At 66.1% G+C, this 12,758-nt stretch carries 9 protein-coding genes; 1 reads left to right on the forward strand and 8 read right to left on the reverse strand.

Going from position 1 to position 12,758, the window contains the following annotated elements; genetic code table 11:
* Positions 1–238 precede the first annotated feature (238 nt).
* Complete coding sequence (locus AC1DBL_RS07665; protein WP_476925820.1) at positions 239–502, forward strand: hypothetical protein; 264 nt, start codon at positions 239–241, stop codon at positions 500–502.
* A gap of 3 nt (positions 503–505) precedes the next feature.
* Here AC1DBL_RS07665 and AC1DBL_RS07670 read toward each other — a convergent pair whose 3' ends face one another.
* The 8 genes from AC1DBL_RS07670 to AC1DBL_RS07705 form a co-directional block, all read right to left on the reverse strand.
* On the reverse strand, positions 506–3,655 hold the full coding sequence (locus AC1DBL_RS07670) for a UvrD-helicase domain-containing protein (protein WP_476925821.1): 3,150 nt from the start codon (positions 3,653–3,655) through the stop codon (positions 506–508).
* Positions 3,652–6,330, reverse strand: a complete 2,679-nt coding sequence (locus AC1DBL_RS07675; protein ID WP_476925822.1) for a PD-(D/E)XK nuclease family protein — start codon at positions 6,328–6,330, stop codon at positions 3,652–3,654. Before AC1DBL_RS07675 ends, AC1DBL_RS07670 begins: the two co-directional genes overlap by 4 nt.
* A gap of 98 nt (positions 6,331–6,428) precedes the next feature.
* The gene (locus AC1DBL_RS07680; protein ID WP_476925823.1) at positions 6,429–7,031 is read right to left on the reverse strand and encodes a hypothetical protein; all 603 of its coding nucleotides are present in this window, start codon (positions 7,029–7,031) and stop codon (positions 6,429–6,431) included.
* Positions 7,028–7,585, reverse strand: coding sequence for a hypothetical protein (locus AC1DBL_RS07685; protein ID WP_476925824.1), 558 nt, complete (start codon positions 7,583–7,585; stop codon positions 7,028–7,030). The genes AC1DBL_RS07680 and AC1DBL_RS07685 overlap by 4 nt, the downstream gene beginning before the upstream one ends.
* 90 nt (positions 7,586–7,675) lie before the next feature.
* Positions 7,676–9,358, reverse strand: coding sequence for a nuclease-related domain-containing DEAD/DEAH box helicase (locus tag AC1DBL_RS07690; RefSeq protein ID WP_476925825.1), 1,683 nt, complete (start codon positions 9,356–9,358; stop codon positions 7,676–7,678).
* The gene (locus tag AC1DBL_RS07695) at positions 9,355–10,218 is read right to left on the reverse strand and encodes a hypothetical protein (RefSeq protein WP_476925826.1); all 864 of its coding nucleotides are present in this window, start codon (positions 10,216–10,218) and stop codon (positions 9,355–9,357) included. The genes AC1DBL_RS07690 and AC1DBL_RS07695 overlap by 4 nt, the downstream gene beginning before the upstream one ends.
* A gap of 62 nt (positions 10,219–10,280) precedes the next feature.
* A complete protein-coding gene (locus tag AC1DBL_RS07700) occupies positions 10,281–11,774 on the reverse strand; it encodes an ADP-ribosylglycohydrolase family protein (RefSeq protein WP_476925827.1) in 1,494 nt (497 codons plus the stop codon).
* A complete protein-coding gene (locus AC1DBL_RS07705) occupies positions 11,771–12,730 on the reverse strand; it encodes an ARPP-1 family domain-containing protein (RefSeq protein WP_476925828.1) in 960 nt (319 codons plus the stop codon). Before AC1DBL_RS07705 ends, AC1DBL_RS07700 begins: the two co-directional genes overlap by 4 nt.
* Positions 12,731–12,758 lie beyond the last annotated feature (28 nt).

Genomic DNA, 12,758 nt, shown 5'->3' on the forward strand with positions numbered 1-12,758 from the left:
CATGAGCCGTTGATGAGTGCGCTGCTCGAATGAAAAGAACATACCGCTCAGCCTACGGTGACCGTGATGGCCGGGGGCGCAAGCTTGTTAACAGGCAATAGGAGACGCGCTTCACCGTCGGAGTGTCCACGCTTGAACGGCACCTCGCGCAATGTTACAAAAATTTCTTAGCCCGAAGAAGTTTTTGTAATCCGCCCAGGACGAGCTCTTTGTCAGGGCTCGGGCCTACAGTGCACCCATGACTCCCGACGAGACGCCTCAAAGCCCGGAACCGAAGAAGAAGCGCACCGTCTCGCGGAAGTGCCCGGTGTGCGGCCACGAGGCGTGGCGGATTGCCTACGGGATGATCGGACCGTCGGACCGCCAGATGATGCCGAAAACCGAGTTCGCCGGATGTTGCATCGACATGGAAATCCGCGAGTATCCAGCCACCGGTAAGACGGAGATCGGTACGCCCAAATGGGCGTGCCAAAACCCGGAGTGCCGTCACCGCTGGTGGTGAGGCTTAGCTAATCCGGAATACCTTCCCCAGTGCCGGCATGTGGATCAGGGCTTCGACGACGGGCCGCCCGGTGATGGACTCAATCGCTTCGGCATACCCTCGCATCTGGCCGATGTATTTGTCCTTGATGTGACCGACAGGGTCCTTGCCGGGGTAAGACTTGTGGTCCACCAGCACATAGCCGGCTGGCGTCTCCAGCAGGAGGTCAATCCACCCCTCCATGAGCTGGTTGTCAGCATTCCGCCAGGCGACCGATTGCTCGGTGGTGACCGTCGCGCCAGCGTACTGCTGGTGGAGGAAGGCGAGCATTCGCTCACCCGCTTCCACCACAACGTCAGCGCCGACGGCGGAGGCCGCACCCCAGCGGTCCAGAAGACGTTGTGCCGCCGAGAGCCGGATGGAGTCATCCATCTCAGCAAGGGGCAGGGCGAAGTAACCGTGGATGGCGGAGCCCACCTGGTCCCAGTTGGCAGCGCCGTGGGGAATCAGCTGCGGGCCAAGGACGGCCGCCTCGGTGACATCGGCAGCGTAGCCGAAGCTCTCCAGGGAGCTGGCGGTTACGCGGGCAGGTTTATGCGAAACCGGCGCTTCGACTGCCAGGCCGTCCTCGTACTCGACCTTGGCGCCGTCGTCGGTATTGGCGGGTCCATCCGCTGGCTCGTAGCTAAATGCCTCCACGGCGAGAGTCTGTTCGCCGTCGCGCCCTTGGACAGTCAACGTTCCTTCGCTCCCGGTGCCCTCACTCCACTCCACAATCGGGCCGGTTCCAAGCGAGTTCAGCGAAGCCGGCGCGGGCTTGGCGGCGGCCAGGCAGGTCACGCTGACCGAGCGGGTCAGGCCCACGTAGAGCACGCGCGCCGAATCAGCCTGGCGCCGGGCCAGGACCCGCTGCGCGACAGCCGATGAGTCAGCTGCTCCGGAGAGAGGCTTGAATCCTTTGGTGCCGAACGGCCAGGGCCAGAAGCGGATCCAGCGTCCGACGAGGGGATCGCGGACGTCGATCTCATCGACGCCCTCGACAGCTACGCCCCACGGTTTAGCTACAACCTCGGTGTCGAGGCTTGCCAGTACAACGGCGGGCCATTCCAGCCCCTTGGCCTTGTGGTAGGTCAGCACATTCACGACGTCGTCGCCGAAGTTCTCGCTCCCGGTGCTGTCGGCGTCTGCAAGGAACTTGAGCGACCCGCTGAGCGTCACGGGTTTGCCCAGCGCGGCACACGATTCGTAGTACTGCTCCAGCAGGGAGCGCAGCGCGTCCAGATTCTTGAGCCGGGTTCCCGGGTTGCTCCACGACTTGATGAGCCGGGCAACCCCAAGGCGCGACGTGATCTCTTCCATAATCTCGGTCGGCGTGCACACCGTCGCCAGGCCGCGGAGCTCCACCAGGCCGGACACCAGCGGGTCGCTGGCCCAGCGCTGGAGCTCCTCCCGGGGTTCCTCTGCGTCGAACAGTGCGGGGACCCAGCGGCCGAACTGGGGATGGTCAGGATGCAGGTGCGCCAGCTCAGCCAGGGCCACGGTGTCGTCGTCGGACGCGACGAAGGCCATCCCGGCGCGGACCAGTTGGATTTCCCGTGCGGCGAACAGCGAGGAGGTGTTGGTGGTGGCCTTGACTCCGAGGGCGGCCAGTTCCGCGGCAATGGCGGCCACGGCGTCGTTTGACCGGGCGAGGACCGCGACGTCAGACCCCTTGAAACCTCGTCTCTCGATCAGGTCCACGACGCCGGCGGCGACCGCCCGCCGCTGCTCCGGCACGGTCTTGGCAGCCAGTGTCCAAGCCTCCCGGGCGCCGCCCAGGGCGTTCTTGGGATGCGCGGCCTCGAGGCGGGCTTCGGGAACCGTCAGACGGACTTCGTCTTCGCCGAGCTCCGGGAACATGGCGAGGCTGATCGCGTTCGAGAGGTCGATGACGAATTCTTTGGACCGCCAGGAAGCATGCAGCTGGGTCTTGCTCTCAACCCGGGCGGCAACGGCTTTCATCAGCTCCGGGTCGGTGCCCCGGAATTCGTAGATGGCCTGCTTGGAGTCGCCCACCCAGACCACTTTCTCCACCAGCTCGGCGAATTTGGTGAACAGCTGGAGTTGTAGCGGGCTGGTGTCCTGGAACTCGTCCACCACCATGAACTTGATGCGGCCGGTGATGGAGGTGCGGAATTCCGGGTTGTTCTCCAGCAGGTCCAGAACCAGGGTTTCCTGGTCCGCGAAGTCAATCAGTCCGTACTGCCGCTTGAAGTCCGCGAAGCGGTCCAGGCAGGCAGCCGCGCAGGCAAACACCAGTTCGGTGAATTCACGCAGCTCCGTTTGAAATGCGGGGTTGGAGGCCAGCTCGACGTCGACCGCAGAAATGTAGCTCTCCAGGTGTCGTTTGGCGTTGGCGTTGGGGACGCCCGCCGCTTCGATCCAGAACCGCCACGGAGCATCTTCCGGCGACGCATGGGTCAGGACCGGCTCCAGCAGGGCGATCGAGGCCAGGAGGTTCTTCGGTGGAGTCTTGCCGGAGTCGGCGATTTCAGCGGCCAGACCGCGAAGGTCCATGAGCCCCTGGAGGAGCTGGTTGGACCAGGTTGCCCGGTCGTCGAGGCCGGCCGGACCCAAAACCTGCTGCAGTCCCTGCCATGACGCCGCGGCGGAGTGCGTCAGGGCCGAGGGGGCGATCCTGTTGCTGCGGGCGGCATCCGTGATGTCGCGGACGATCTTGCGCCAGTCGGTGTCGGTGCCACGGATGTCGGCTTCGCCGTCATGTCCCAGCCGGCGGGCGAGGGGCTGGATCCGGGGAGTAAATTCTGCGAATACGGTGTCCGTGGCGAGCTGGAAGATCCGGAGCTGTTCGTCTTCGGCAATAACCTGCAGGGCCGGCGACAGCCCGGCGTCGACCGCGTATTCCTGGAGCAGTCGGCTGCAGACGCTGTTGACGGTGCCGACCATGCTGACGGACATCTGCCGTGCGGCATCGGGGCGTTCCTGGCCGAAGAGTTCGGCTTGGACCCGGTCGATGAGTTCTGCGGCGGCCTTCTTGGTGAAGGTCGTGGCCAGGATCTGGCTGGGCTTCGTCCCGCTGTTGATTGCCCGGCCGATTTCGCCCATCAGGCTGTAGGTCTTGCCGGTGCCGGCACTGGCCGTGATCATCGTGACGTTGTCGAGTGCGTCGTTCATGACAGGTCCCCCTTAAGGCCGCACAGTGCGGAGAAGTCGCAGAAGTTGCAGGGCGGCTTCTGATAGAGCCGGCCGTCCGCCGTCGCCGTGTCCCGTTGCTCAGCGGGGGAGCCCAACTCCTGTCGTCCGGCCGCGAGGACGCGCCCGCCGACAACTTCAGAGATGGAGAATTCGGCGGCGCGGACCGACCGCCGCCAGGTGCTGCGGCTGGATGCGGGGCTGGCCAGGGCCGGGCCGAAGAGGCTGCTGGTCGAAGCGAACTCGCCCTGCTTGAGCATGTAGTAGGACATTGCAGCGTCTTCGGCGACGGTGGACATGGGGTCCGGCCCGTCGTCCAGGGCCCAGTGGTAGAGGGCCAGCTGCATGGCGTCGCCCTGGGTGATTTCATCGCGGCGGTACTTCGAACGGTTGGTCCACTTGAGGTCGATCACGACGGGTTCGGCCCACTGGTCCGCGGCCAGGACATCGATGAAGCCGGAGACGTTGACTTCGATCTGGGTTCCGTTGACGTTGAACAGGGCCGGCTTGCTGAACTCGTGCTCGGTGGCGCGGATGTAGACCCCTTGCGTCTGCAGGGTCTGGAAAAGCTTGATGACCGAGTTCTCGATGATGGGCCGGAGGCCGGCGAGTCTGCTGCCGCGGCCCGGCAGGAGCAGTTCCGAGGCGTAATGCGGCACGAGTTGGTCCAGTTTGGCCTGGACCTCCGCCTGCTCGGGCACGGCCCGGTTCGCGGCGTAAAGCTCACCGAAGAGTTCTTCGACCACCCGGTGGACCAAGGTGCCGATCATGGTGTTCCCGGTGGGCACGGACTGCGCGTCGCCGACTTTCAGCCGGCCCTTCTTCTCCAGGACCCACTTCATTGAGCAGCCAATCAACGTGCTGAGCTGCGAGTAGGAGAGCTTGTCCGGCATGAACTCCGGACGGGGACCCAGCTCATGGGATGCGGGCGTCGGCGTGGTCCGGGCTGGCGGCACCGGTGTCAACGCGGCGGTGCGGCCCGCGAGCCGCCAGACGCCGTCGCGCACCAGCTCGGCGGGGGTGATGCTGAAGGCGGAAATGGCGTGCTCCACCGCCTTCTTGTTTTCCTCCGGGGTTCCCGGCAGGGGCGAGGGGAGGGTGCTGAAGGCCAGCGAGGACAGCACAGGGTGGGCTTTCGTCGGCTCCCCGCCGATCTCCGCGGCGCGTACCAGCAGGAGCCGGCGACTGCGCCTCGCGGCGTTCACCGCCACGGAGAGTTCCAGCTCTGCCAGCGCAGCGGGATCAGGCAGGACGACGCCGGCGCCGAGCAGCGCCTGGCGTTCGGCGTCGTCCCAGTGGCGGGACCGGACCTGGCCGTCGTCCTGGCACCCCCACCAGACGAGCGAGTCGACGTCGTCGCACAGTTCGCCGAGGCTGTGAAGTGTCACCCACGGCGCCGCCTCGCCGCCGGCCAGGGGACTGGCACTGGCGGGAATGACGGATTCCAGGATCCGCGCGATGGTCTTGCGGGTGACCGGCTCGGGCCCGTCGATCAGGGCCGTGAATTCGTTGAGCTGGCTGAGGACGGATTCGAGCTGTGGGTAGAGCTGCACCCGGCGGCTGAGCTGGGTCCGCAGCCATTGCGCGCGTTCGACGACGGCGGCGCCGGTGATGGTTCCGTCATCCGCCAGCAGGCCGGTGCTGAGAAGCCGGTCCAGTTCTGCCGCGACAACTGGGCCGAGGGCCTCGTCGCTGCTGATCTTTTGGAGGGCGCTCAGCCATTCATCGCCGCCGGTCCCCGGCTGGGCGGCGAGGGCGCGGAGGAGATGCCGGGCGGCTGCGCGCCGGACGGGGCCGACCGGGAGGTTCAGGAACTCGCCCAGCAGTTGGACGTCCACCGGTCCCCAGATGACGGTGAAGAAGAGGGGAATGATCTGGTCTACGGCCCGCCAGCGGGAACGGCTGCTGACACCGATTCGGGGCAGTCCGCGGCGCTGCAGCTCCTGGTCCAGCAGGGCGGTGCTCGTGGAGGCGACGACGGCGGAGCGATCAGTTCCGGCTTTGCCTGCGGAGCTCGTCGCGGACGCGAGCCAGCGGGCCGTGTGCTCGGCCGCTTCCCATTCGGTCTTCGCGACGAGGACGGTGACGTCGCCCACGGGTTCCGTCGGCACGGACGGCTCCATGACCGTCACGCCGCGGCGCTCCAGTGAGCCGATCAGGCGGGTCCAGATGGCGGGGAACGAGGCGCGGGGGTGCTGGAGTTCAAGCCGTGAGATTCCCAGTGGCCAGTGGGCTGTAGCTTCACTCTCAAGCTCATGGATGAGTTCAAGCGGGAAGTCGGCGAACGCGCGGTCGAGGGGGAGCCGGCTCTGCTCCAAGGTAGCGAGGGCTTTCAGCTTGGCGCTGGATCCGTCCGGGGCGAGGCCCGTCCACCCGTTGGTCACAAGTTCGTCGCGCATGTTCAACAGGTCGATGGCTGTGGACCACGGATCGACGGAAAACGATCCGTGGTACCAGGCCGCCGGGCTGTCCTGCTCCGCGAGCCGGGCCATGAACTGCCTGATCCGTGTGGAGTGGCGTGCATCGGGCCCGGTGAGCCCGAGCCGGGTCTGCAGGAGCTGGGCCAGCCCCAACGGACCTAGCCTGACCGCGCCGAGTGCGGACTCACGGTAGGTCCACGGAGCGCGGTCCAGGTACAGGCCAAACAAAACGTTCACATCATCCCCCGGGACGTGTTGGAGCGACAGTTCCTCGATCATATGGGCCGGGTCGGACAATGAAGCTTGCGACGCGTTGGGGTGGCCGAGCAGTGACGTCAATCGGTGTCGAGCGTGGCCTGCAGCAGCCGGTCAAAGCTGGCGGTTCCGTAGTCGGGAGGGGTGATGGCGACGACTACCTGAGTTGTGGTCACCACGGGCGTGCGTGTGGACGACGAGTTCCTCGGTGGATTCCGGTGCGGTGGAGACTCCTTTGGTCCGGTCGCCGGTGATTCGCCCTGCCGGACCGCCCGAAGCTCCAGGCCCGGCACGCCGTGAACTAGCAGCGGAATGCGACGCTCGTTCTCGATGAACTTCCTGAAGTCAGGGAGTGACAGTTGGTCGTTCGGGTTGCCGGTCATTTCGACGATGGTGTCGTTGACGCGCTTGCTGATCGCGGCAAGGAATTTCTTCTCGTTGGACGCTTTTGACCAGACCGCCAGTGTCGTCAACCCAACGGCGAAAACGACGATGAAAAGTGTCGCGACTCCGGGGTCCCGGAGACCGGCAAAGAAGATCATGAGCACCAGGCAAACGAAGAACCCGATGACACCCAGCCCCAGACAGGAGTAGATGGCCTCCTGCGCTGGCCGCCCGCTCCATTGCAGCGACGTAAACGAAAGGAGCAGTTTTTTCTCCTTTTTAGGCAACGAGTCCTTCATTGTCCCTTCACTTCCAAGAGTGCTTCGGCGAGGACAATCGCTTCCCTAGCCTTCTTGAGGTCGTCCAACAGGCCGGCGTCAGGAAGACCACCAACAGGGCCTTGCGGTGTGCCTGATAACTCCGCTACGGCCCGGCTCAGATTGGCTTTCTCCTGAGCAAGGACCCTGGACGTGGTCAGCTTGAATTTGCTCTTCCGAAGCTCCAAGAGAGACTTGCTGAGCTCGTCCGATCGTTTCCGCAGCAGAGACAACCGTTGTTCGATCCGATCCACCCGGTTGCGAAACATGGGCGTCATCCTGAGGGCAACCTCAAATAGCTCCTTCAGGGAATCCGTTTCCGGACCCTCAGCGCGGCGTTCCAGCTGTCCGCTGAGGGTCGCCCGCCGTTCTTCCCACGCCGTTAGCCCGGCGCGGTTCTGCTCGGTCAGCAGGGTGAGGATCTCGAGAGAGGTGTTGAGGGAGTCATTCCGGTCCGTGAGCTTGAGCGTGGCCGCATCGAGCCGCGCGATGAACTCGGCGTAGTTGTCGTTGAGCTGTTGTGCTCGCTCTTTCATGCATCCCCCAAGCGGTGTGACGGTTCCTGCCTGAAGTGTGGGGCACAGCACCGACAATCTGAAGCCCCGCGTGAACTGCGGCCGCCAGAGTCACAATCCGACAGAGGCCGGCTGCCACGCCTCAGCCCGAGCGAGTGCCAACTTCAGGTCCCGCCCGCCAGCAGTCCCCAGCAGCGAAGAATCCCCGACCACCACCAGCAGGCTCCTGGCCCGGGACAAGCCCACATACAGCTGCTCGGCGGCACGCTCCATGTCCTTGAACCCGTTGACGCACAGCACCACGGCTGAGCGTTCCAAGCCCTTGAACCCAAGAACGTGGCCGTAGAAGACGTCGTTGTTCGCGTGGAAATCCAGCCAGTACTCGGCGATGGAACCGGCATCGAACCGTTCCTGGTGGACCGGATGCCGTGACTTGGTGGTGAGCAGCGCGATCTGGTTGGGGCTCCAGCCTTCGTCCATGAGTGCTTCGACGCACTCATCCGCCGCATCTAGGGCGTTCTCGGTGTCGCACTCCACCCGCCGCACGGGGAGTCCGGTGCCGCCGCGGGGCGTGAAGTGTTCGCCTGCGAAGGACCGGAACGTTTCGGCAATTTTCCGGGTGTTGCGGAGGTTTTCGTCGATATGGATCGGGACCAGGTCCGCCGTCGGATGCTTGCCGTCGGAGCCGGACCCGGTCCACCTTTGATAGACGTCCTGTCGGTCGTCCATAAACGCGTACACCTCGCCGGCCTCAGGGGCAGCGGTGCAGGCGAGCAGCGACTCCCACCACAGTGGTGCAAAGTCTTGCGCTTCATCGACGACGACGGCGTCCAGCCGCTCGTGCAGTCCCATGCGTCCCGCCAGCTCCTTGAGGAGGCGCGGCATCTCCTCTTCGAAGTAGTCCGTCCCGGTCCCGTCCGGAACACCAAGGGCTCGGACGTACTCGTGAAATTCCCCGGTGAAGACCGGCTGGGCCTGCCGCCAGCCGGAAACCTGCTGCTGAAGGTACTGGCTCAGCCCCTTGTTGTAGCAGAAGAGGCCCACCCGTTTCCCTTCCTTGCAGAGCAGCCGCGCCTTCTCCAGGGCGAGCCATGTCTTGCCACTGCCTGCACCGCCGGTGAAGCGGACGCGGGGAAGAGACCGGGTTGCGCGCAACAGCACGGATTGCTTGATGGTGAGATGATCCTGGGCGTCTTCGGCTTCGTGCGGGTCGGGAATCTGCGAGGCCCCTCCGTCGAGGTCGCCGCCAAGCTTCCGAACGATGCGTTCCAGAAATACCGGCGTCAGGGTGGTGGCCCCGCAGCCTTCACGTTCGATAGCGTGGCGCACCTTGTCCTTAAGCGACTCAGTGTCTGCCCGGTCTAGAATCAGCGAGCGGGGACACCCCGCCATGGCCCAGCCCTGCGGAACATCCGTGTAGGGGAGACTAACCAGGTACGCGAAGCGGCTGCTGAGCCGGGATCCGAGCTGGCTCTCCAGCCAATTCTTGAAAGCGTGCATCGACGCCTGCGACTGCACCACCGGGCTCTGGATGTTGTGCCCGCCGGCCTTGTCAGACTGGTACCACTGCCCGTTCTCGACGCCGACCTTTCCGCCCTTGACCTCGATGGCAGCCATCCCGACGCCCGGCCAGAGCACGAGGATGTCGATCTCGTGCTCTGCGCGTCCGTCCCTTACTTGAACGGAGTGGGCGAGGACTACGTCGTCTGGGAGGCTCTTCTTGAGGGCCTCCCAAACCGCTTCCTCGGCCACGTGGCCCTCGCCAAATTCGGGTTCTTCCGGAATGCATCTCATTGCTGCCCCCTGGCTGCGTTCCGAATGCGCTCAATGTCCTGGGGATACTGAGTCTCCAGCATCGCGGATCCGCCGCGCGCTCCCGGGTGCTTAATGAAGCATACGAGCCGCATGCTTCCACCGATTTCCAGCGGAACCACGTTGTGATTGGCATCAGGCAAACCGTCGAGGCAGTGCTTGCCGAAGTTGGGCCTATCAGCCAGGGCTTCCTGATGCGCGGCGCGAAACGCGTTCGCGGCCTTGCCTCCGACGACGACGACGAGACTGGCGGTGGAGGCCGCCAGGATTCGGTCCATATGCCGCCTCGAGCAATGCACGGCAGCCTCTGGGACGCCCTGCTCGTTGTTGGACTTGCAGTGGACAACTTCGGTCATCACGGCTGCGTCGTACCAGACGGTGTCCGGTCCCAGCAACGACTTCGTCTGTTTCTCAACCCAGCCCCAGTAGGGTTCAGGGGAACCGTACACGGGGCTGCCGTGTTGGGCTGCGGCGTCGACCTTGCGATGCCGTCGCCCCACCACCCAGCCGCGCTCAGGATTGAACCGATTTATCATGAAGTCAGCAATCTCGGAATCTGCCCAGTCCACAGTCGGGTACTTCTCGGCGTGCCGTTTGGAGGCCCACTTTGCGAGAGGGTTGCCGACGCTTATGGCGGGGTTGGAAGACAGATAGACAATTCGCGCGGTTTCGAGGTTCCCGGCCCAGGCCTCAGGTACTTGAAATCGGCCAGGGTGCATGTCCTGAGAATGGACAATCTTGTGACAAGGATGAGTGCTGCCATCCGGAAGTCCAAAGTCCACCTCCGACAGGTCCGGACACCGGGCGACGCTCAAGGCGAGTTCTTCAAGGTAAACGGGCACTGTATTCCCCCTGCATTTGCCGCGCACAGCCGTTGGACTTCTAGACCTGCAATTTGCTCATCTTATGGTGTCGTTTGTGCATTCCTCAGCAACCCCAGGAACAACGCATTCGGGTTCGCCCCAGGCAGCAACCGCCGCACATCTTCCAGGGCCTCCAGCGGCGTAATCCCGGCAGCCCGCGCACCATAGAGCGCCGCCACGTTCGGTGTCCGGGATTCGGCCCGGACGCAGTGCAGCAACACCGTCTTGCCTTCGGCGCGGAACCGCTCGACGGCGGCCGCTGCGTCGCGCAGTACGAACGCGGCGTGCGCGTTGTCCTCCTCGGCAGGGGAGTCGACCACCCAGAACGTGGCGTGATACTCCGCCGGCACGCCGGTCAGATCACAAGTCCCCAGCCGGCACAGCGACACCACTGCGTCGATCCCCAACTCGGCCACCCGTGAAAGGGAGCCGACGCCGCCCAGCCAGACGCCGTCGTCGTGCGGGTGCTGGACCAAGGCGTCGGTGCGGCCCCACATGCTGTAGTCCTGGTGCCCGGCGCGGGGCCAGGCTGCGGGCCGGCGGCCCTCGCCCCGTCCCAGCTCCATGCCGAGCATCATGAGATCGCGCGCCCGGAGACCGGGCCAGCCATGCAGGCGCCGCCGCCATTCGAACGGCACCGCCGTGTAGCCGAAGGCGGCCCCCAACAGTCCGCCCGCGATGGCGGCGACGGTGTCGGTGTCCCGGCCGCCGCGCACCGCTTCCTCCAGCGCCGCCCGCAGGTGGGCCGGGCCCGAGGCGGTCAGGCCCGCGAAGTGGATGGCGCTCCAGGCGCCCTGGAACGCCTCGACCACCCAGCCGCTGCGGGTGAAGTCCCGCGGACGGGACCGCTCGGCCACCTCGATCCGCTCCAGCCACACTGCGGCCCGCTCGGCGGACAGCAGCGGCAGACCGGCCCGCACATTGAGCCGCCCGGTCAGCACTGCCCCCCGGATGGCCACACACCAGAGCCCGCAGGCCTCCTGCGCATCGGGGTCGGCATGGGTCAGCGCGCTGAGAGTCCCCGCCGCCGCCATCAACGACGCCGGATCGCGGTCCAGGTACGCCAGAGCCAGCGGCGCGGTGCGCATCAGCGAGCCGTTGCCGGCGCTGCGGCCGGTGCGGGCATGGAAGTCCGCGGCGGCGGCACTGAAATCGGCAGCATCGACGTCGCGTCTGCCCGCAGCGATAGCGAGCCGGCGGGCGGCGGCGATCACGGCGCTGGTCTGCGCGCCGACATCCTTGGCCTCGGTGGCCCAGGCCGTCCAGGCCCGGACGATCATGGTGAGAGCCGCGGGGGAGGAGCCCCCGCCGTCGGACGCTGCCTCCAGCAACGCCTGGGCGATCGGGACGGCCATGGAGGTGTCGTCGGTCCATTCGGCCGGCGCGAACCCGAACGGTCCGCCGCCCTTCATGGTGACCTCGGCGCCGTCCGGCAACGGCGCGCCGAACTCGTAGCCGGCACCGAGGGCATCGCCGGCGGCCAGGGCGACGAGGACTCCGGCCGCGCGGTCATTCTGCAAGGGGGTCAGTTTCATGCCAGCTCCATCAGGGGGTGGTGGGTGTTCCAGCCGGTCAGGTGGGCCAGCTGGGGGCGGCGGGTGGGAAGTTCGACGGCGATGCCCGCGGCGGACACCGGGCCGGCGGAGCGGGAGACGTTGCGGCTCCGGAGTGCGCCGTGGCTGCGGACCTCTTCCGCCGCGGCGCCGCCGTCGAAAGCGCCGAAGTCCATGGACTGGACGTGGGCGGCGAAGTCGCGGGCCCGCTGGCCCGGCATCGGACCGGAGGCCAGCACCTGGGGTGAGAGGAGCTCGAGGTCCAGCAGCGCGGAGTCGATCAGCTGGCGGTAGTGCCGGCGGAACAGCGTGCCGGTGCCGAAGACTTCGAGGAGCAGCGGCTGCGTGCCCAGACCGATCACGACGCCGCGCTGGCCCTCCAGCGGTGCGGGGGCGTCGGCGGCGTCGAAGCGGTTGTGCGCGTTGTCCTTGAACAGGTCCATGTGGTCCAGCAGGGAGCTGGTCACCGAGGCGCCGCGGGCCGCGTCGAAGCGGCTGACCCGCTCCCAGATCCGCCCCTGCTGGTCGCCGCCGCGGCGGCCGTCGACACCGTTGGCCAGCTCGGACCAGACGTTCAGCGGTGCGCGCCGTGCCTGCCGGCGGTGGCTGGTCTGGCCGGCTTCCCAGCGGCCGGCCTCGACGCAGAACGTGTCGATGTCGCGGGTTTCGCCGGGGCCCAGGACGACGTCGCGGGCGCAGGTCCGGTGCTGCTGGCCGCCCTCGAGCAGCTCACCTTCCAGCAGCAGGGCCGGGTGCGGGCCGTTGTTGGTGACGGTGAGCCGGGCGACCTGGGGGCCGCTGGCGAGCTCGGTCACGGCGACGTCGGCGTGTGTGCCGGTGCTGATGCCGAGGCTGCCGGCGCCCGGTGTCCAGACGGGGAAGATGCTGAGCGGGCCGAGCCGGCTGCCGGCGCCGACGTGGAGCTGTGGGACTTGCATGGGGAACCTCCGGTTGATTTAGATCATT

This window comes from Arthrobacter sp. 10T44 (genome assembly GCF_056393885.1).

Coding starts and splice junctions, on each gene's coding strand:
- AC1DBL_RS07690 (WP_476925825.1), bottom strand. CDS start 9,358: ATGAGATGCATTCCGGAAGAACCCGAATTTGGCGAGGGCCACGTGGCC.
- AC1DBL_RS07670 (WP_476925821.1), bottom strand. CDS start 3,655: ATGAACGACGCACTCGACAACGTCACGATGATCACGGCCAGTGCCGGC.
- AC1DBL_RS07700 (WP_476925827.1), bottom strand. CDS start 11,774: ATGAAACTGACCCCCTTGCAGAATGACCGCGCGGCCGGAGTCCTCGTC.
- AC1DBL_RS07705 (WP_476925828.1), bottom strand. CDS start 12,730: ATGCAAGTCCCACAGCTCCACGTCGGCGCCGGCAGCCGGCTCGGCCCG.
- AC1DBL_RS07685 (WP_476925824.1), bottom strand. CDS start 7,585: ATGAAAGAGCGAGCACAACAGCTCAACGACAACTACGCCGAGTTCATC.
- AC1DBL_RS07680 (WP_476925823.1), bottom strand. CDS start 7,031: ATGAAGGACTCGTTGCCTAAAAAGGAGAAAAAACTGCTCCTTTCGTTT.
- AC1DBL_RS07665 (WP_476925820.1), top strand. CDS start 239: ATGACTCCCGACGAGACGCCTCAAAGCCCGGAACCGAAGAAGAAGCGC.